The sequence below is a fragment of the Paenibacillus sp. JT31N7 genome, from assembly GCF_059692095.1.
This window is the reverse complement of sequence record NZ_JCAUAT010000004.1, coordinates 1-20215: the sequence shown is the minus strand read 5'-3', so window position 1 is coordinate 20215 and position 20215 is coordinate 1. Positions and strand designations below refer to the sequence as shown.

The window sequence follows — 20215 nt, the reverse complement described above, 5'->3', positions numbered from 1 at the left end:
ATCAGGAAATTTGTCCTTGCAGCATTTCCAGCAATCTTTCCAAATCATCTTTGGAGTAATACATCAGTTCGATCCGTCCTTTATAATTTTGATGCTTGATCCGGACCGTCGTACGATAATGATCTTGAAGCTGCTCTTCCGCCTGATGAAGATACGGATCTTTTTTCTTATCTTTCACCTTCGGCTTTTCCTTGTCTTCGGAAGCGAGCTCTTCACGCCGCTTAATTTCTTCCTCCAACTGGCGAACGCTCCATTGACCGTTCATACAAGCATCTGTCAGTTCTTTCTTCACCTTGTCATCCTTAACCCCTACAATTGCACGGGCATGCCCCATAGAAAGTGTTCCACGTGAAACATATTGTTTGATGGATTCAGGCAAATGAAGAAGACGAAGGAAGTTTGCGATATGAGAACGGCTCTTGCCAACTTTTACGGACAATTCTTCTTGCGTTAATGAAAATTGATCGATTATCGCTTGATAAGCAATTGCAATTTCCATGGCATTTAAATCTTCACGCTGAACGTTTTCGATCAACGCGATTTCCATAACCTGTTGATCGGTAAGCTTTTTCACAACAGCCGGAATAGTCTTTAAACCGCTTACCTGAGAAGCCCGGAATCTTCTCTCCCCGGCAATAATTTCGTATCCTTTTAAAACCGTACGCACAATGATAGGCTGAATAACGCCATGTTCCTTGATGGAAGAAGCCAGTTCTTGAATACCGTCTTCATTGAAATGTTTACGAGGCTGGTATGGATTCGCCCGCAGCTGGTTCAAAGGAATTTCAATGACCTTGTCCTCTTCCCCGATTTCCAGTTCCGGAATAAGCGCTCCGAGACCTTTACCTAGTCGTTTGCTCAAGACTAATCACTTCCTTTGCAAGCTCTAAGTATACTTCCGCACCTTTAGACCGCGGGTCATACGTAATAATGGATTGTCCATGGCTCGGCGCTTCGCTAAGTCGGACATTACGCGGTATAATCGTTTGATACACTTTTTGTTGAAAATATTTCTTCACTTCTTCAATGACCTGAATACCTAGGTTTGTACGGGCGTCAAACATCGTCAGGAGAACGCCTTCAATTTGCAGCGATGTGTTTAAATGCTTTTGCACGAGTCTGACTGTATTCAACAGCTGGCTTAATCCCTCCAGCGCGTAATACTCACACTGGATCGGAATGATCACGGAGTCGGATGCCGTCAGAGAGTTAATCGTCAAAATCCCTAATGACGGAGGACAATCGATGAGGATATAATCGTACAGGTGCTCGACAAGCTGAAGCGATTTCTTCAATCGAACTTCACGCGATATCGTTGGCACCAATTCAATTTCGGCGCCTGCTAATTGGATAGTAGCCGGAATAATGTTTAAATTTGGAATTTTAGTAGCAACTGTAGCGTCTTTCGGGTGAATATCATTAATCAGGACGTCATAAATACAGTATTCTACATCTGCTTTATTTACCCCAATCCCACTCGTCGTATTGCCTTGAGGGTCGATGTCCACCAGCAGTACCCTTTTGCCGAGCGAAGCCAAACAAGCACCCAAATTAACAGATGTCGTTGTCTTCCCTACGCCGCCTTTTTGATTCGTTATCGCGATTGTCTTGGACAATTCATTCACCCCACTACCTTAAAACCTCTCATTAAAAAATTAACAAAGAGAATACTACTATATTACCATAATCAAGAGAGCGAAACTAATAAAAATGCAGGTTCCGACAACAAAATGAAATAATTTGGCGAATTGCTCGGCTATAGTTTCAATTCGGTTTCCAAGTGTCCATCCAACCAGAGTCAAACAGCACCTTCCAGCTTAGAAAGCAGGAGTAAATGACCAACAAACCTATGACGTATCTCGCACCCAAAAAGTTTGCATGCTTCCTGACAATTTGCTTTTAAATTTTAAAAATGCTTTTAGTAATAAAAGTACCTTTCCTCCTTTCTCTTTAACCCGTTTAAACTTGCTACATGCTCATCTTCCTTAAACAAAAAAACCTCCTGTTACAAAATCAGCTTCCTTTACGAAAGACTGTTTTTGTCATACAGGAGGATTATGCTTTAATCCTTCATTTATTTAGCCGAATGCTGCTTAGGAATTTTAATGATGATTTCGTAGTGATCTTCGTGATCCTGCTCAGCCGTATTAATATTGAGACCCGAACTGGCCACCATTTCAACGGATTGTCTGATGGTATTTAGCGCCAGACGTACATCTTTGGAAAAAGAAACCCGTTTGCTTTTCTTAATCTGGGTAGCTTCTTTCAAAAATTGAATGCGTGTTTCCGTCTGCTTCACATTCAGCTCTTTAGCGATAACCTCTTCAAGAATTTTAACCTGAAGCTCTTCTTGGTCCAAAGAAAGCAGTGCACGCGCATGCCTTTCCGTGATCTTCCGCTCAATAAGTGCCATCTTAACAGGTTCGCTCAAATTCAGCAGACGAATCTTGTTGGCGATAGTCGATTGGCTTTTGCCCAGACGCTGTGCCAGACTTTCTTGTGTGAGATCATGCATCTCTATAAGCTGCTGATAAGCAACCGCTTCTTCAATCGCCGTCAAACCTTCACGCTGCAAGTTTTCGATTAAAGCAATAGAAGCAGCTTGAGAATCGTTGAATTCCCGCACAATAGCAGGAATGGTTTCCATACCGAGCTTTTTGACCGCTCTTAATCGGCGTTCCCCTGCTATTAACTCAAAAGTATTATTACGTACCCTTACAACGATAGGCTGAATAACGCCATGTGTACGAATCGTTTGGCAAAGTTCATCAATGCGATCATCATCAAAAATCGTTCTTGGCTGGTACGGACTCGGATTGATGTTTTGTACGGGAATGTTTTTAACTTCATCCATATTGCTTCGCTCCGTAAAACCAAAAAGTTTTGATAGCTGCTCTTTCATGAATATAATACCACCCAACTCTTCCCCGATATTTTACAGGAAGGAGAAAGCAAAGCCTCGGCATTCTACCAACCCGTTTATCTGAAACCAAAGAATTAAAGAAGGGTCGCAGACTCCCCTGTCACGACAATTCTATCCATAGATCTTTAAATTGCGTAAAAATCCCCTATATAAGATATTCGTCAGCCGCCCATCTTTTTCCTGCCAATAAAGGTAAGAATTCATGAAATTCCTGGTAATGATGTTCCACGTGAAACATCCTATTTCACTAGAGGCTGCTTTAACGGCAATCCAGCTTTACGAGGGTATTTACCGGGTGTAGGTGCTGTTTTCTGGATTTGGATAAAATGACGCACGGACTTCTCGACTGGCAGTTCCAAACGATCTACCTGTTTAAGCTGACCTTTGAGCAAGTTTATGCTGAAAGCTGCCTCTTTCATCTCTTCTTCTGCGTCCGCAGCCTTCATCGCAACAAACAGTCCCCCTACCTTCACAAAAGGCAGACAAAATTCATTCAGCACGCTGAGTCTTGCAACTGCCCGCGCCGTAACCAGGTCATACTGGTCACGGTGCTGCTGCAGCCGGGCCGCATCTTCCGCACGGGCATGGACACACGCTACGTCCGTCAAGCCGAGCTCTTTTACAAGCTCATTCAGAAAAACAATCCGTTTGTTCAATGAATCGACAATCGTAACTTTTAAATGCGGAAAAGCAATTTTCAGAGGGATGCTGGGAAAACCGGCTCCAGAGCCGATATCCGCCAGGGTCTCTACTTTTTCCATATCCACATAAAAGGCAAGCGAAAGCGAATCATAGAAGTGCTTCAAATAAACCTGGTCGCGCTCTGTAATCGCGGTTAGATTAATTTTTTCGTTCCACTCCACAAGCAAGCGGTAATACGTCTCGAACTGCTGGAGTTGTTCATCGGAGAAAGACAGCTGATGAGGCTGCAAATGACTAACAAACTGCTCTTGTATTAAATCGGCCATAAATTCCTCTATCCCCTTGCAGCGATAACTTGGTTATAATGCTCCAGGTACACGAGCAGAATGGAGATATCCGCCGGTGTTACGCCAGAGATTCGGCTCGCCTGCCCGATAGATACGGGACGAATTTTTGCGAGCTTCTGCTTCGCTTCCGTTGCAATTCCGTGAATATCTTCATAGATGATATCGTCCGGAATTTTTTTCTTTTCCATCTTTTTAAGCCGTTCTACCTGCGCCAGCTGTTTTTCGATATACCCCGCATATTTCACTTGAATTTCTGCCTGTTCTTTTACCTCATTGGAAAGTTCTCCCGGCAGCGGAATCATTCCCTCAATGTGAGAGTAATTGATCTCTGGGCGTTTCAGAAGGGTAAGAAGATCTACTGCATTATTCAGCAGAACAGTCCCCGCTTCTTCCAGAATAGCCTGGACGTGAGGTTCCGGACGAACCTTTGTCGTTTTAAGACGATGAAGTTCCTGTTCGATCTGTTCCTTCTTCTTCTGGAAACGCTGGTAACGCTCCTCCGGAATTAGCCCGATTTTATGACCGATCGGAGTAAGCCGAAGGTCGGCGTTATCGTGACGGAGCAGCAGACGGTACTCGGCACGCGAAGTGAGCAAGCGGTAAGGCTCCGGCGTCCCCTTGGTCACCAGGTCATCGATCAGCACGCCGATGTATCCTTCGGAACGGTCAAGAATGACCGGGTCCTTCCCCTGTACCTTGCAGGCCGCATTAATACCAGCCATGATTCCTTGAGCTGCCGCTTCTTCATAGCCCGATGTACCGTTGATCTGACCTGCTGTAAACAACCCGTCAACCAGTTTGGTTTCAAGGGTCGGTTTCAGTTGTGTCGGAACAACCGCATCGTATTCGATGGCGTAGCCGGTACGCATCATTTCAACCTTTTCCAGACCCGTAATCGAACGCAAAATTTTAAGCTGTACATCTTCCGGCATGCTTGTCGACAGTCCTTGCACATAGTATTCGGACGTATTACGGCCTTCCGGCTCAAGGAAGATCTGGTGCTTCGGCTTATCGGCAAAACGTACGATTTTATCCTCGATAGACGGACAATAACGGGGCCCCGTTCCTTCAATGGCTCCCGAAAACATAGGTGCACGGTGCAGATTGTCGTTAATTATCTCGTGAGTATTCTCAGTAGTATAAGTCAGCCAGCAAGGCAGTTGATCTTGAGTGCCCTCTTTCGTTTCGTAGGAGAAAAATCTTGGATTTTCGTCCCCCGGTTGAATTTCCGTTTTGGAAAAATCAATGGAGTCCTTATGCACACGCGGCGGAGTTCCCGTTTTGAAACGGACGAGCTCCAGACCCAAATCGCGCAGAGATTGGGACAATCGGACGGAAGGCTGCTGGTTGTTCGGACCGCTTTCGTACATCAGCTCCCCCATAATGACCTTCCCGCGCAGATAAGTACCCGTCGTCAGAACGACGGCTTTTCCGTGATATTCGGCCCCTGTCTTCGTAACCACTCCTTTGCAGACGCCATCTTCTACAATCAGCTCTTCCACCATCCCCTGACGTAACGTCAGGTTTGGAGTACTTTCAATCGTTTCTTTCATCATGTGCTGGTAAAGAAATTTGTCCGCCTGAGCACGCAGTGCGTGAACGGCCGGCCCTTTTCCTGTATTCAGCATCCGCATCTGAATGTACGTTTTGTCGATATTACGTCCCATTTCGCCGCCAAGCGCGTCGATTTCCCGGACAACGTGCCCTTTTGCGGGTCCTCCGATAGAGGGATTGCAAGGCATAAAAGCAACCATATCCAGGTTGATTGTCAGCAGAAGCGTTTCGCAGCCCATTCTGGCTGCCGCCAACGCCGATTCGACACCCGCATGGCCCGCTCCGATGACGATAACTTCGTAGTTTCCGGCTGAGTAGCCCATCTTTATACCTCCTATACCATCTTATTTCCCAAGACAGAACTGTGAAAAAATTTGATCAAGCAACGATTCGGCAACCGAATCTCCTATAATTTCACCGAGATGCTCCCACGCAGCCCGGATATCAATCTGAATCATATCGATTGGCACATAGGCCTCGTTGGCTTCCATTGCCTCGCGAAGCGAGCCTTTAGCCTGCTTCAGCAGTCCTATATGCCGGACATTGCTGACATAGGTTAAATCCGTGGATTCCAAACTGCCTTCGAAGAAAATAGCCGAGATTGCCTTTTCCAACTCCGTGAGGCCGCTTCCTTCCAGAAGGGATAGAGAAACCACTCGCCCTTGCGGGAACTTGCCTTCGATCTCATCTTTATCTATTTGTAAGGGAAGATCCGTTTTATTCAAAATCACAATGGTTTGACGCTGCCGCAGTTCTTCTATCATGGCCAGTTCTTCGGGCAGCAGAGGTTCGCTGCTGTTTAACACCAAGAGAATCAAATCCGCTTCGGACAAGGCCGTCTTGGATCGCTCTACTCCGATTTGCTCTACAAGGTCCGACGTTTCCCGGATTCCTGCCGTATCAAGAAGCTTCAACGGAATACCGCCCACATTGACGTATTCCTCAATTACATCCCGGGTTGTCCCCGGAATATCCGTGACGATAGCACGGTTCTCCTGCGCCAGCGTATTGAGCAGCGAGGACTTTCCGACGTTCGGCTTGCCGATAATCGCCGTCACAATTCCCTCACGCAAAATCTTCCCGTGCTCGGCCGTTCTTAACAGCTCATCGATACGGGAACTTACCTGAATGCAGCGTTCGCGTATAAACGCATTGGTCATTTCCTCGACATCATGCTCCGGATAATCGATGTTCACTTCAATATGAGCCATCAGTTCAACCAACTGGTAGCGCAGTTCGCCTATCGCTTTGGACAAATTGCCGTCCACCTGCTTCAGCGCGATTTGAAAAGCCCGGTCCGATTTGGACCGGATCAGGTCGATGACCGCTTCCGCCTGGGTCAGGTCGATCCGCCCGTTCAGAAAAGCACGTTTGGTGAATTCACCGGGCTCGGCAACGCGTATTCCCTGCTCCAGTAGGAGGTCCATCACCCGTTTCACGGACACAATTCCACCGTGACAGTTGATTTCCACGACATCTTCCGTCGTAAAAGAACGCGGTGCGCGCATGACGCTGACGAGAACTTCCTCTATTTTATCACCCGAAGAAGGATGAATGATATGCCCATAATGAATGGTGTGTGTCTGAGCCTCGGACAATTTCACTTTAGACCGGAATAACGGCTCCACCAGCGTGACGGCTTCGTCGCCGCTGACTCTCACAACCGCGATACCGCCTTCCCCGAGTGGAGTGGCAATGGCGGCAATTGTATCTGAAATCATAAATAAACACCCCGTAAGCGGAGCGGTAACCGCTCAAATTATGAAAAAAGCAATGACGCCTAGAAAATACAGGGTCATTGCAGACAGTTATCTTAACGTAATTACAACGCGACGATTCGGCTCGTCGCCTTTGCTGTATGTTTTTACCGACGGATGCGATTGAAGCTCGGCATGAATGATTTTGCGCTCCTGAGCGTTCATCGGCTCCAAGATCAATTCCTTCCGGGAACGGACGACGCGGCCCGCAAGCCGGTGTGCCAGTTCCTGCAAGGTCTGCTTCCGTCTGTCTCTAAACTGCTCGGCATCGAGCAGGATGCGGACATGCGCATTCGAGAACCGATTTGCGACGATATTGACCAAATATTGAAGCGCGTCCAAAGTTTGTCCTCTTTTACCGATCAATATTCCGAGTTCGGATCCGCTTAAGTTAAACAAATGGCCTTCTTTCGTTTGCTTCTGGTCAATGGAGATAGCCAGCCCCATCGTATCGAACAGCTCTTTCAGAAAAGCAATGGCTTCTTCGATCGGATCCGGGATCTTCTCGAGCTCCACCTTCGCTTCCTTCGTGCCGATCAATCCGAGAAAACCTTTGGACGGCTGTTCCAGGACGGTGACATGCACCCGGTCTTGCGTAGTGCTTAACTGCACAAGACCGGCCTTTATTGCATCATCAATCGTTTTTCCCGTCGCAATCACTTTTTTCATGCAGCCTGTCCACCTTTTGTTTTAGGAGATCGACCGTACAAGAAATAGGTCTGAACGATGGTGAAGACGTTGCTGTAAATCCAGTACAGCGGCAAAGCGGATGCGAAGCTCATCGACATCACGAAGATCATCACCGGGAAAATAAACATGATGCTCTGCATCTGTTTGTTCATCGGGTTCTGAGCCGACATCACTTTCTGCTGAATGAACGTTGTAGCCGCCGCTAAGATCGGCAGCACATAGAACGGATCGGGCTTACCGAGTTCCATCCATAAGAATTGATGAGAAAAAATGTGCGGATTCCGCACGATCGCTTGATAAAGCGCCAACAGGATCGGCATCTGAATCAAAATCGGGAAACATCCGGCAAGCGGATTGACACCATGCTTCTGGAAAAGCTTCATTGTCTCTTCTTGCTGCTTTTGCGGGTTATCTTTAAACTTCTCGCGGAGTTTAGCCATTTCCGGCTGTACTTCCTGCATACGCTTGGAGCTCTTGTACTGCTTCAGCGTCAACGGCAGAACGATCAGGCGGATAATGATGGTTACGATCAGGATAGAGATGCCGTACGAATTGCCAATGGAATTGGCAAAGAAGTCGAGCAGATCAGACAGAGGAATAATGAAGTATTTAGTGAAAAATCCTGCTGTCGCGGGATCCAATGGAGGATACGAGGTAGGCGACGTGCCGCAACCCGTTAGCACGAACAACAGCAAAAGAAGCGGTGCATATTTGTAGGTTCGACGAATCAATTGAGGTCCTCCCAGTTTTCTATTCCACCATAAACTATACCATAGTTTAATCCGGCAAGGAAATAATTGCTTGGAAATTAAAGCATGTCCAAATCGAGCCGGGATCAGCTGTTTTTTCGCAGCAGCCCCGCCCGTTTGAAAACATGGTAGATGCTCTTCTCCATCTCGTGGAAATCCATTTCGGCGGCCGGCTTTCTCACGATGACAATATAATCGTAGCCACCGGGAAACCGCTCCTCATTCAGCCGGATAATTTCCTTTAAAACACGGCGCAGCCGGTTACGGATGACGGCGTTTCCAATCTTTTTACTAGCCGAGATCCCCAGCCGGAAATGTTCATTCTCACGACGAGGCATATAATATAGAACAAACTGGTGGTTCGCTGCCGACTTTCCGTAGCGGTACACCTTTTGAAAATCTTCTCTTTTTGCAAGCCTAATCTTTTTTTCCACAAGCAAGCACTCCAAACAAACCGCTTCTTTGACCGCCCATTCCTTAGTTTTCACCGGCAACGGGCGGTTTAATCGGTCGAAACCCTCACAACCCTATAAAAATCCAGAAAAAAAGACCACATCAAGTGGCCTGGCAATTAAGCACTCAGTACTTTTCTACCTTTTTGACGGCGTGCTTGCAGCACTTTACGGCCGTTTTTCGTGCTCATTCTTTTACGGAAACCGTGGTTCTTCTTCCGTGTTCTTGTGTTCGGGTTAAACGTTGGACGCATCTATTTGCACCTCCCTGAGGATCTATCTAATCCCAAAAATGTCTTTTTCAATTAAAGCATAAAGAGAGGCTATAAGTCAAGGTCGAAGCTCGGCCGGAATAACCTGTGCACAAACTTTTCAGGCCCTTGTGCAGAACTTGTCGAAAGCAAACAAATTATCAACAATATCTAGTGGTGTTAATATTAACTTTACACAAGGGGTTGAATATGTGGATAAATTAAAACATTGCGTTGATAATCCCTCTCTCATTTGCTAATATAGTATTGTTTCTGTTGTGGATATTCTCCTGACACCCTTCGTTTATCAACAGCCTGTGGATAACATTGTGAACAATTTTCCCTCTATTCGAGTAAGTCTCTTCTGCATAACCTGACTCGTGTGGATAAGAATCGACAAGATTTTGTGGTAATTGACATGAAGCAAGGCGACATGGCGTTTTCCGCAAGTCTTTTTTATGTTTAAAGGAGTGAACTGTTGTGGATAGCCATACGACCGACTCATGGCAGCAAGTCCTGTCTATCATACAAAAAAAATTAAGCAAGCCGAGTTTCGATACTTGGCTCAAATCCACAAGAGCTACCGTCTTTACGGATACGACTGTCGTCATCAGCGCACCGAACAATTTTGCGAAAGAATGGCTGGAAAGCCGCTACGCGAAAATGATCGGTACCACGATCTATGAATTTCTCGGCAAACAAGTCGAGGTTAAATTCATTAACGAGTCCGATGAGAAATCACCCGTTGCGGTACAAACCCCGCCCCCAGAAATTCCGAAGGAGCCTGCAGCTCCCGTTCAAGAAGAAACTTTTCATCATATGATGAACTCGCGGTATACGTTCGATACGTTCGTTATCGGCGCCGGCAACCGGTTCGCCCATGCGGCTTCTCTTGCCGTTGCGGAAGCTCCGGCCAAAGCGTACAATCCGCTTTTTCTGTACGGAGGCGTAGGACTGGGTAAAACCCACTTGATGCATGCAATCGGGCATTATGTGCTTGAACATAACCCGCGGGCGCGCGTTCTCTACATCTCGTCCGAGAAATTTACGAACGAATTCATCAATGCGATTCGGGACAACCGCGGGGAAGGATTCCGCAACAAATACAGAAGCATTGATGTGCTTCTTATAGACGATATTCAATTTCTTGCGGGAAAAGAACAGACGCAGGAAGAATTTTTCCACACATTCAACGCTCTTCATGAAGAAGGCAAGCAGATTATCATTTCCAGCGACCGGCCTCCCAAAGAGATCCCGACGCTCGAAGACCGTCTGCGTTCGCGCTTTGAATGGGGTCTCATTACGGATATTCAACCTCCCGACCTGGAGACTCGTATTGCCATTCTCCGCAAGAAAGCCAAGGCCGAGAATCTGGAAATTCCGAATGAAGCGATGGTGTATATCGCCAACCAGATCGATACAAACATCCGGGAACTCGAGGGTGCATTGATTAGGGTTGTCGCCTATTCTTCCTTGAGCAACCAGGATATTACGACTCATCTGGCTGCGGAAGCGCTGAAAGATATTATCCCTTCAAGCCGGCCGCGGGTCATTACGATGCAGGATATCCAGCAGAAAGTCGGAGAGTTTTACGGGTTGAAAATGGAGGACTTCAAAGCGCGGAAACGGACCAAAGCCGTTGCCTTTCCGAGGCAGGTTGCCATGTATTTATCGCGGGAAATGACCGATTTCTCTCTTCCCAAGATTGGCGAAGCGTTCGGCGGACGCGATCACACGACAGTCATCCATGCGCACGAAAAAATTAGCGAGGCCCTGAAGACAGATCAGGAACTTTTCAAAATCATTCATAGCCTGACGGAAAAAATCAAAAATCCGTCCTCTTAATAACTACAAGCCTATGCACAAACTATGCACATGTGGATAGGCTTGTTTTTTGCGGCTTTTGCCCACATATCCACATATCCAGTGCCTCTACTACTATTACTAATAAAAAAAAGGTATTATATAAGGGTATGCAGTCCGGCTAAGAATTTAGAACCACAGGAGTGAAAACATGAAATTAACGATATTGAAAGATTATCTTAATGAATCCATTCAGCACGTCTCCAAGGCAATCTCCAGTAAAACGACTATTCCGATTTTGACCGGAATCAAAATAGACGCGACTTCAGAGGGTGTGACACTGACTGCCAGTGACACCGACATTTCCATCCAAAGCTTTATGCCGACCGAAACTGCTGAGCTGAAAGTAATTGAGCTCTTTCAACCGGGAAGCGTTGTGCTCCCCGCTAAATTTTTCATGGAAATGATCCGCAAGCTCCCTTCCCAAACAATCGAGATCGAAGTAAAGGACCATTTTCAAACGACGATTCGTTCGGGATCTTCCGAAGTACAAATTATGGGTCTCGACCCTGAAGAATATCCGCTTCTGCCCCAAATCGAAGAAAGCCGTACCATCCGGATTCCAAGCGATCTGCTCAAAACGATGATCAAGCAGACGTCTTTTTCCGTTTCGACGAATGAAACTACGCCTATTCTGACCGGTGTACTCTGGCAGATTACGGACAATAAGCTGAAATTTATCGCGTGCGACCGCCACAGACTGGCTTCCCGTGAAATTAACCTCGATCTGGAGCCGGGACAAAAATTCCATCCGATCGTTATTTCCGGACGTACGCTTAACGAGCTGAGCAAAATTTTGCCGGATCAGAATTCCTTGATCGACATCGTTATTGCGGACAGCCAAGTACTGTTCAAAATGAACTCGATTTTGTTCTATACGCGCATCCTGGACGGAACTTATCCGGATACATCCAAGCTTATTCCGCAATCGTTCCAGACAGAACTCGTTGTCGGCACCAAAGAACTGGCCGATGCGATCGACCGTGCCTACCTTCTCTCCAGAGAAGATAAGACGAATATCGTTAAACTCGTGATGAAAGAAGATGAAACCATCGAGGTTTCTTCAAGTTCGTCCGAATTGGGCAAAGTAACGGAACAGCTGCAGCTTCAGAAAATCAACGGGGATCTGCTGCGGATCTCGTTTAATTCCAAATATATGCTCGATGCGCTTAAAGTCATGGATAGCGACCATATTCACATCGGATTTACCGGCGCTATGCAGCCGATTATTATTCGTCCGGAAGAACAGCAAAATATTTTGCAGCTTATTCTCCCGTACCGCACAACAAACTAAGCCAACCGGCAATTAAATCAGCAAACGGAGGAGACTCGATGAAAGAGGTCACCATTCGTACGGAATATATAACCTTGGGTCAATTCTTAAAACTCGCGGATTGCATCCAAACCGGGGGACAGGCCAAATCCTTTCTTCAGGAAGCCCATATCGAAGTAAACGGAGAAATCGAAAACCGCCGCGGGCGGAAGCTTTACTCCGGAGACAAAGTTGCCGTAGAAGGCTGCGGGGAATTCGTCGTGTCCCGGGAATAGGCCCGAGGAAGCACAGGAGGAACGCCATTGTTTGTCAAACGGCTGTTGTTGGATCATTATCGGAATTATCCACATGTGGAAATCTCGACGGATCGGAATGTTAACATCTTTGTAGGTCCCAATGCGCAGGGAAAGACCAACTTGCTGGAATCCATTTATGTGCTTGCACTGACCAAGTCTCATCGTACCCATCAGGATAAGGAATTGATTCAATGGCAGGAGGACCATGCCAGACTTTTCGGCGAGGTGGAACGAAAATACGGAATGAGTACGCTCGAGCTTGCAATATCGGGCAAAGGCAAGAAAGCGAAAGTAAACGGGCTTGAGCAAAAAAAGCTGAGCCAGTACGTCGGGGCGCTCAATGTAGTGATGTTCGCTCCCGAAGACCTGGAAATCGTTAAGGGAAGCCCCGGCATCCGCCGGAGGTTTCTCGATATGGAAATCGGGCAGGTTTACCCCAGCTACCTCTACGACCTCACTCAGTACCAGAAGGTGCTTGTGCAGCGCAATAATTTGCTGAAGCAGTCCTACCCCCCTTCCGCGGCCAATAGCTCCATGCTTGATGTGTGGAATGAACAGCTTGCGGCCTTTGGTGTTAAAATTATGAAAAAGCGTCAAAGCTTTATAAAGAAACTCCAAAGCTGGGCGGAGCAGATTCATCGGGGGATTACCGACGGCAAGGAAATGCTCCGGGTGGAGTATGCTCCTTCCTTTGCGGACGGGCACTTTGAAGATGAATCTGTTTTATTGGACCGATTTATGATAAAGTTATCACAGATAAAAGAACAGGAAATGCGAAGAGGCGTCTCATTGATCGGTCCGCACCGGGACGACCTTCTTTTCTACATTAACGACAAAGACGTACAAACGTACGCATCCCAGGGGCAGCAGAGAACGACTGCTCTTTCTTTAAAGTTGGCCGAAATCGAACTTATCCGGGAGGAGGTCGGCGAGTACCCTGTTTTACTCCTCGACGATGTTCTTTCCGAACTTGACGAATATAGACAGACCCAACTCATCCAGACGTTCCAGAAGAAAGTGCAAACGTTTATTACAACGACCGGACTCGAAAGCGTCCATTTGGACCAGTTAGACCATGCGGCCGTTTTTCATGTTTCGAGCGGCAGCGTCATCGACAGGAGTTGAGAGATTGTGTTTATCCATTTAGGCGGCGAAAAGATTATTCGTTCCTCGGAACTCATCGCGATTTTCGATCTGTCGATCGAGAAGTCTTCAAAGATTTCCAAGCAGTTTATTGCGGAGGCTACTCGCAGCAAGAAGATCGAGATCATTGGCGAAGAGGAATGCAAATCGCTTGTCGTGACGCAAGGCAAAGTGTATTATTCCCCAATCTCCTCGATGACTTTGAAGAAACGCGCAAATCAGCTGTTGACGAACTGAGCGATTTGACTATGTAAAAGCAGGTGAAGGGTGTATGACTTTGAACCAAAATTCGTATGATGAGAATCAGATTCAGGTACTGGAAGGGCTGGAAGCCGTTCGTAAAAGACCGGGCATGTATATCGGCTCGACCAGCAGCCGCGGCCTTCACCATCTGGTGTGGGAAGTTGTCGATAACTCCATCGACGAAGCGCTGGCCGGTTATTGTACCCGTATCGACGTCATCGTTCATAAAGACAACCGGATTACCGTAATTGACAACGGACGCGGAATTCCCGTAGGTGAACATGCGAAGATGAAGCGTCCCGCGCTTGAAGTGGTTCTCACCGTGCTCCATGCAGGCGGCAAATTCGGCGGAGACGATTCGGGCTATAAAGTTTCCGGCGGACTTCACGGCGTAGGTATTTCCGTTGTTAACGCACTGTCCTCGCATCTTCTCGTACGAGTCAAGCTGCACGGTAAAATCCATGAGCAAGAATATCGCCAGGGTAAACCGCAATACGATCTTCGGATTATAGGCGAAACGGAAGAGACCGGAACAACGGTTACGTTTACGCCCGATCCGGAGATTTTTACGGAGACGACCGAATATGAGTACGAGATTCTGCAATCCAGAATCCGTGAGCTGGCGTTTTTGAATAAAGGGATCGAAATCAATCTGACCGACGAACGCACGGGTATTTCCGAAAGCTTTATGTACGAGGGAGGAATTAAATCCTTCGTCGAGCATGTGAACCGGAATAAAGAAGCTCTTCATCAACCTCCGATTTATGTCGAAGGCAGCAAGGACAATATCCAGGTTGAAGTGGCTATTCAGTACAACGACAGCTATACGGAGAACATCTATTCGTTTGCAAATAACATCAATACACACGAAGGCGGTACTCACGAGTCCGGCTTCAAAAGCGCATTGACGCGGATTCTGAATGACTACGCGCGCAAAACGAATGCGATCAAAGAAAGCGGTTCTAACCTGTCCGGTGACGACGTGCGTGAGGGATTGGCCGCCATTATCTCGGTCAAGATACCCGAGCCGCAGTTTGAAGGACAGACCAAGACGAAGCTCGGTAACAGCGAAGTGCGCGGGATCGTCGATTCTCTGTTTGCCGAGAAGCTTCTCGAGTTCCTGGATGAAAATCCGGCGATCGCGAAGAAGATCGTGGAGAAAGGCCTCCAGGCCTCCCGTGCGCGCGAAGCGGCCCGCAAAGCAAGGGAACTTACCCGCCGCAAGAGCGTACTGGAAGTAAGCTCCCTTCCGGGTAAGCTGGCCGACTGCTCGTCCAAGGATGCGTCCATCAGCGAGCTGTACATCGTGGAAGGGGACTCCGCCGGCGGGTCGGCCAAACAGGGCCGTGACCGTCACTTCCAGGCCATTCTGCCGATCCGGGGTAAAATTTTGAACGTTGAGAAAGCCCGTCTGGACAAAATTTTATCGAACCTCGAAATCCGTGCCATTATTACGGCGATGGGTACCGGTATCAGCGACGATTTCGATATTACCAAAGCCCGCTACCACAAGCTGATCATTATGACGGATGCGGACGTCGACGGAGCCCATATCCGTACCTTGCTGCTTACGTATTTCTATCGTTATATGCGCAAGCTGATCGAAGTGGGGTATGTCTATATCGCGCAGCCGCCCCTTTACAAGCTGGAACGCGGCAAAGTGGCCCGCTATGCTTATAGCGACAAGCAGCGGGATGAGATCATGAAAGAGTTTGGCGAAGGAGCCAAAGTCAACGTTCAGCGTTACAAAGGCCTTGGGGAAATGGATGCGGTGCAATTGTGGGATACAACCATGGATCCGGAGACCCGCACCCTGCTGCAAGTCACCATCCAGGATGCGATGGATGCCGATTCTATTTTCGATACGCTGATGGGAGATAACGTGGAACCTAGACGTAATTTCATTCATCAGCACGCTAAGTATGTCAAGAACTTGGATATTTAAGGCTTCAAGAGATAGAGGGCTGGATTTATTCCAGTCTAGGATGCACGTTTCAGGAGGATAAATCATGACCGAAGAAATGCGTTCGCAAGTCGTTGAGGTTGATATTAGTTCGGAAATGCGCACCTCATTTTTAGATTACGCCATGAGTATCATCGTCAGCCGTGCGCTTCCCGACGTCCGGGACGGCCTCAAACCGGTTCACCGGCGTATTTTGTACGCGATGTCCGAGCTGGGCATGTATTCAGATAAACCGCACAAAAAGTCAGCCAGAATCGTCGGCGAAGTAATCGGTAAGTACCATCCTCACGGGGATTCTCCCGTGTATGAAACGATGGTCCGGATGGCACAGGATTTCTCGCTGCGTTACATGCTCATTGACGGGCACGGAAACTTCGGTTCCGTCGATGGCGACATGGCGGCAGCTATGCGTTACACGGAGGCACGCCTCTCCAAGATCGCTATGGAGATGCTGCGTGATATCAATAAAGAGACCATTGACTACATTCCGAACTATGACGGAGAGGAACAGGAGCCGGTCGTACTGCCGGCACGGTTCCCCAACCTTCTTGTTAACGGGTCTTCTGGGATTGCCGTAGGTATGGCCACCAATATTCCGCCGCATAACCTTGGAGAGGTTATCGACGGGATTCAGCAAATGATCGAGAATCCGGATATAACCCCATTGGAATTGATGCAATCAATCAAGGGGCCGGACTTCCCGACAGGTGCGTATATACTCGGCCGCGAGGGAATTCGGCAGGCGTATGCCACTGGCAGAGGCTCCGTCACCATGAGAGCGAAAGCCGACATTGAAGAAGTGAACAATAAAGCGCGGATTATCGTGCATGAAATTCCTTATCAAGTAAACAAAGCCCGTTTGATTGAGAAGATCGCCGAACTCGTACGCGACAAGAAAATCGATGGGATTACAGACTTGCGTGATGAATCGGACCGTAACGGTATGCGCATCGTTATGGAGCTGCGCCGAGATGTAAATCCTAACGTGGTCCTCAATAATTTGTACAAGCATACAGCTTTGCAGTCTAATTTCGGTATTATTATGCTGGCCCTCGTAAATGGTGAACCTCGTGTTCTGAACCTGAGGGAGATGATTTATTATTACCTGGAGCACCAGAAAATCATCATCCGCAGACGTACGGAATATGATCTGCGTAAAGCCGAAGCCCGTGCTCATATTCTCGAGGGTTTGCGAATCGCGCTCGATAATCTGGATGAAGTCATTGCCCTGATCCGTTCTTCCCGTACAACCGATGCGGCGCGTGAAGGGTTGATGACAACCTTCAGCCTTTCTCACGATCAGGCGCAAGCCATTTTGGATATGCGTCTGCAGCGCCTTACAGGCCTGGAGCGGGAGAAGATTGAGCAAGAATACGCGGAACTTCTTCAAAAGATCGCGGAATTAAAAGCTATTCTTGCAGATGAGCAGCTTATTCTTGCTATCATCAGTGACGAACTCAATGAAATTAAACAAAACTTTGGTGATGAAAGACGCAGTGAAATTACCAAAGGCGAAGACAGCATCGAAGACGAAGATTTGATTCCTCAAGAAGATGTTGTCATTACTATTACCCACACGGGCTATATTAAACGCCTTCCGGTAAACACGTACCGCAGCCAGAAACGCGGAGGCCGCGGAATCGTAGGTATGGATACGAAGACGGATGACTTTGTAAATCATCTTTTCGTAACCAACACGCACCACTACCTTCTCTTCTTTACGGACAGGGGGAAAGTGTACAAGCTTAAGGCCTACGAGATTCCGGATCTTAGCCGGACTGCGCGCGGAACCCCGATTATCAATCTGATTCAGATTGAACAGGGAGAAACCGTAAGTGCCGTTATCCCGGTTCAGGAATTCAGTCCGGACAACTACTTGTTCTTTGCCACCAAGCAGGGGATTGTGAAAAAAACTCCGCTGGATGATTACATCAATATCCGCAAAGGCGGCTTGATCGCAATCAACCTCCGCGACGATGACTCGCTTGTCGGCGTTAAACTGACGGATGGCAAACGCCACATCATCATGGGGACACATGGCGGCATGTCCATTCGATTCCCGGAAGACGATGTCAGATCCATGGGCCGTTCGGCCACGGGCGTCAAAGGCATTCAAATCGGTTCGGAAGATACCGTTATCGATATGGACGTGGTTGACGAAGACGCGAGTGTCCTGATTGTGACCTCCAAAGGTTTCGGCAAACGGACGCCGATAGCGGAATACCGCGTGCAATCACGTGGCGGTAAGGGGATCAAAACGCTCAACGTTACCACCAAGAACGGTGCGGTAGTAGGTCTTAAAGTCGTGAACAACGAAGAAGACCTGATGATCATTACCGCGAGCGGAACGCTTATCCGTACAAGCATCTCGGGCATCTCTGAAATGGGACGTAACACGCAAGGGGTTCGTCTAATCAACATCCGCGAGGATGATGAGGTCGCGACTGTCACTCATGTGGCCAAGAGCGAGGAGAGCCAGGACGATGAGTTCAACGAAGAAGATCAGGAACAACTAACGTCGGAACAAACCGATGTACAGTTGGAAAATCCTGAAGAGGATACTGAAATTTAATAATCAGATTCGGAGGTGGGGACTTACATCCCCATCTTTTTTGTTTTACAATAAAATTGACAAACTTAGGTAAAGCGGAGGAAAATACCTTGCGGACAGTCTCTGTCTCACAAATTAAAGCCGGCGATAAGCTTCTAGAGGCTGTAAACAGCCGTTTCGGCAATGCACTATTTTATAAGGGCAGAATCCTGACAGAGAGAGATACGGAGATTCTGAAGGCCTTCCTGATCTCTACCGTAACCATTGATAACAAGACAAGCAATTCGGTCCAGGAGTCGGCCGGTTCGGTTGCTACAGCGGATATAGATGCGAAGCAAACCTCGTCCTTTGATCTTTCTTATGACCAAATGCTGCATCTGCTTAAGAAAGCGTTCGGTCTTGTGCTGGGCAACTCTGCCCTGCCGGTGCTGGAGATGCGTAATGAGCTTCACAAGCTGATCGAGCATATAGAAGGATATCAGGTCCTTACGTTTACCCCGCGGCAGTTTCAACTGCAGGATTTCGTCTATCACAACAGCATCATGGTTTCTCTGACATCTTTTCTTTTGGCAAAATGGCACGGACTCCCTCAGAAGGATTGGATGCAGATAGCCCTGGCCGGACTCCTGCATGACATCGGCAATGCCAAAATCGATCAGGCTCTTCTCGTTAAACCGAATAAGTTAACACCTGTAGAGCTTGAGGAAATGCGCAAGCATACCTTGTACGGTTACAATGTGCTAAAACCGATAGCAGCCCTTAACGAGGGAGTTAAGCTTTGTTCTCTGCAGCATCATGAGCGAGAGGACGCCTCCGGATATCCGCTTGGTCTTAAAAGCGACCAGATCCACATCTATTCCAAGGTGGTTGCTGTAGCCGATATCTTTCATGCCATGACAAGCGCTCGTTATCATCAGGAAGCCACGTCCCCTTATCTGGTTCTGGAGCAGCTGAGTAAAGATGCTTTCGGCAAAGTCGATCCGACCATCGTCAACACGTTCATCAATAAAGTAACCTCGTTTCATATCGGGACCGTTGTAAAATTAAACGATAACCGTGTGGGTGAAATTGTTTTCTCGGATAGATCCTATCCGACACGCCCTTGGGTTAACATTAATGGAACAATCATTAACCTTACCTTGGAAAGAAACCTGTATATTCAAGAGGTCATTGAAGCGCGTTAAGGACAAATAGTTTATGAAAAATATCTTCCCTAAGGGAAGATATTTTTTGTTGACATCATACCAGACAGATGGTATATTAATGTTCCGCCTTACGAAAGAAGCGACAAATTAAAAGCCTGAAAAAATTCATCGAAAAAAAAGCTTGCAATCAACTAGGTGGATGTGGTATATTAATTAAGTCGCCGCTAGAACTAAGCGGATAACAACAGGGCTGATAAAGCCGAGATTGTCCTTTGAAAACTGAACAACGAGTGATTGAAGCGTCTCGAGAAATCGAGACATTAATGAGAAGAAATTCTCGTCAGCAACGAATTTTTGAGCTTAATCAGCTTGA

The 20215-nt window shown here is 47.4% G+C and carries 18 protein-coding genes; 8 read left to right on the top strand and 10 right to left on the bottom strand.

Features of this window, described 5'->3' with window-relative positions:
- Position 1: 1 nt before the first annotated feature.
- The 10 genes from AC58P5_RS18715 to rpmH all read right to left on the bottom strand — a co-directional run bounded on the left by AC58P5_RS18715 (position 2) and on the right by rpmH (position 9368).
- Positions 2-862, bottom strand: a complete 861-nt coding sequence (locus tag AC58P5_RS18715; protein WP_497389155.1) for a ParB/RepB/Spo0J family partition protein — start codon at positions 860-862, stop codon at positions 2-4.
- Positions 843-1616, bottom strand: coding sequence for a ParA family protein (locus AC58P5_RS18710; RefSeq protein ID WP_497389153.1), 774 nt, complete (start codon positions 1614-1616; stop codon positions 843-845). The genes AC58P5_RS18715 and AC58P5_RS18710 overlap by 20 nt, the downstream gene beginning before the upstream one ends.
- Positions 1617-2074: 458 nt before the next feature.
- Positions 2075-2902 (bottom strand): nucleoid occlusion protein, encoded by an 828-nt coding sequence (noc, locus tag AC58P5_RS18705; protein ID WP_497389151.1) that lies wholly within the window; start codon positions 2900-2902, stop codon positions 2075-2077.
- A 260-nt stretch (positions 2903-3162) separates the two neighbouring features.
- Complete coding sequence (gene rsmG, locus AC58P5_RS18700; protein ID WP_497389149.1) at positions 3163-3891, bottom strand: 16S rRNA (guanine(527)-N(7))-methyltransferase RsmG; 729 nt, start codon at positions 3889-3891, stop codon at positions 3163-3165.
- Between the two features lie 8 nt (positions 3892-3899).
- Entirely contained in the window at positions 3900-5789 is a 1890-nt protein-coding gene (mnmG, locus tag AC58P5_RS18695; RefSeq protein ID WP_497389147.1) for a tRNA uridine-5-carboxymethylaminomethyl(34) synthesis enzyme MnmG, read from the bottom strand.
- 21 nt (positions 5790-5810) lie between these two features.
- Positions 5811-7187 (bottom strand): tRNA uridine-5-carboxymethylaminomethyl(34) synthesis GTPase MnmE, encoded by a 1377-nt coding sequence (gene mnmE / locus AC58P5_RS18690; RefSeq protein ID WP_497389145.1) that lies wholly within the window; start codon positions 7185-7187, stop codon positions 5811-5813.
- Positions 7188-7274: 87 nt separating this feature from the next.
- The gene (gene jag / locus AC58P5_RS18685; protein ID WP_009673436.1) at positions 7275-7892 is read right to left on the bottom strand and encodes an RNA-binding cell elongation regulator Jag/EloR; all 618 of its coding nucleotides are present in this window, start codon (positions 7890-7892) and stop codon (positions 7275-7277) included.
- Positions 7889-8644 (bottom strand): YidC/Oxa1 family membrane protein insertase, encoded by a 756-nt coding sequence (locus AC58P5_RS18680; RefSeq protein WP_016423739.1) that lies wholly within the window; start codon positions 8642-8644, stop codon positions 7889-7891. The genes jag and AC58P5_RS18680 overlap by 4 nt, the downstream gene beginning before the upstream one ends.
- 104 nt (positions 8645-8748) lie before the next feature.
- Positions 8749-9096, bottom strand: coding sequence for a ribonuclease P protein component (rnpA, locus tag AC58P5_RS18675; RefSeq protein WP_497389142.1), 348 nt, complete (start codon positions 9094-9096; stop codon positions 8749-8751).
- A gap of 137 nt (positions 9097-9233) precedes the next feature.
- Positions 9234-9368 carry a 50S ribosomal protein L34 gene (gene rpmH, locus AC58P5_RS18670; protein WP_009673467.1) on the bottom strand — a complete coding sequence of 45 codons (135 nt, stop codon included), beginning with the start codon at positions 9366-9368 and terminating at the stop codon, positions 9234-9236.
- Between the two features lie 477 nt (positions 9369-9845).
- Here rpmH and dnaA point away from each other — a divergent pair, with 477 nt between their 5' ends.
- The 8 genes from dnaA to AC58P5_RS18630 all read left to right on the top strand — a co-directional run bounded on the left by dnaA (position 9846) and on the right by AC58P5_RS18630 (position 19881).
- Positions 9846-11210: a chromosomal replication initiator protein DnaA gene (gene dnaA / locus AC58P5_RS18665; RefSeq protein WP_103995343.1), complete on the top strand. Its 1365-nt coding sequence runs from the start codon at positions 9846-9848 to the stop codon at positions 11208-11210.
- Positions 11211-11379: 169 nt separating this feature from the next.
- Positions 11380-12522: a DNA polymerase III subunit beta gene (dnaN, locus tag AC58P5_RS18660; RefSeq protein ID WP_497389140.1), complete on the top strand. Its 1143-nt coding sequence runs from the start codon at positions 11380-11382 to the stop codon at positions 12520-12522.
- Between the two features lie 38 nt (positions 12523-12560).
- Positions 12561-12776 (top strand): S4 domain-containing protein YaaA, encoded by a 216-nt coding sequence (gene yaaA, locus AC58P5_RS18655; protein ID WP_009673395.1) that lies wholly within the window; start codon positions 12561-12563, stop codon positions 12774-12776.
- A gap of 27 nt (positions 12777-12803) precedes the next feature.
- Entirely contained in the window at positions 12804-13922 is a 1119-nt protein-coding gene (gene recF / locus AC58P5_RS18650) for a DNA replication/repair protein RecF (RefSeq protein ID WP_497389138.1), read from the top strand.
- A 6-nt stretch (positions 13923-13928) separates the two neighbouring features.
- A complete protein-coding gene (remB, locus tag AC58P5_RS18645) occupies positions 13929-14177 on the top strand; it encodes an extracellular matrix regulator RemB (protein WP_042235705.1) in 249 nt (82 codons plus the stop codon).
- A gap of 34 nt (positions 14178-14211) precedes the next feature.
- The gene (gene gyrB, locus AC58P5_RS18640) at positions 14212-16128 is read left to right on the top strand and encodes a DNA topoisomerase (ATP-hydrolyzing) subunit B (RefSeq protein ID WP_497389136.1); all 1917 of its coding nucleotides are present in this window, start codon (positions 14212-14214) and stop codon (positions 16126-16128) included.
- 64 nt (positions 16129-16192) lie between these two features.
- Positions 16193-18718, top strand: coding sequence for a DNA gyrase subunit A (gene gyrA, locus AC58P5_RS18635; protein WP_497389134.1), 2526 nt, complete (start codon positions 16193-16195; stop codon positions 18716-18718).
- Positions 18719-18807: 89 nt separating this feature from the next.
- A complete protein-coding gene (locus AC58P5_RS18630; RefSeq protein WP_497389132.1) occupies positions 18808-19881 on the top strand; it encodes an HD-GYP domain-containing protein in 1074 nt (357 codons plus the stop codon).
- Positions 19882-20215: the final 334 nt, after the last annotated feature.

Coding starts and splice junctions, on each gene's coding strand:
- gyrB (WP_497389136.1), top strand. CDS start 14,212: ATGACTTTGAACCAAAATTCGTATGATGAGAATCAGATTCAGGTACTG.
- mnmE (WP_497389145.1), bottom strand. CDS start 7,187: ATGATTTCAGATACAATTGCCGCCATTGCCACTCCACTCGGGGAAGGC.
- mnmG (WP_497389147.1), bottom strand. CDS start 5,789: ATGGGCTACTCAGCCGGAAACTACGAAGTTATCGTCATCGGAGCGGGC.
- jag (WP_009673436.1), bottom strand. CDS start 7,892: ATGAAAAAAGTGATTGCGACGGGAAAAACGATTGATGATGCAATAAAG.
- gyrA (WP_497389134.1), top strand. CDS start 16,193: ATGACCGAAGAAATGCGTTCGCAAGTCGTTGAGGTTGATATTAGTTCG.
- rsmG (WP_497389149.1), bottom strand. CDS start 3,891: ATGGCCGATTTAATACAAGAGCAGTTTGTTAGTCATTTGCAGCCTCAT.
- yaaA (WP_009673395.1), top strand. CDS start 12,561: ATGAAAGAGGTCACCATTCGTACGGAATATATAACCTTGGGTCAATTC.
- rpmH (WP_009673467.1), bottom strand. CDS start 9,368: ATGCGTCCAACGTTTAACCCGAACACAAGAACACGGAAGAAGAACCAC.
- dnaN (WP_497389140.1), top strand. CDS start 11,380: ATGAAATTAACGATATTGAAAGATTATCTTAATGAATCCATTCAGCAC.
- noc (WP_497389151.1), bottom strand. CDS start 2,902: ATGAAAGAGCAGCTATCAAAACTTTTTGGTTTTACGGAGCGAAGCAAT.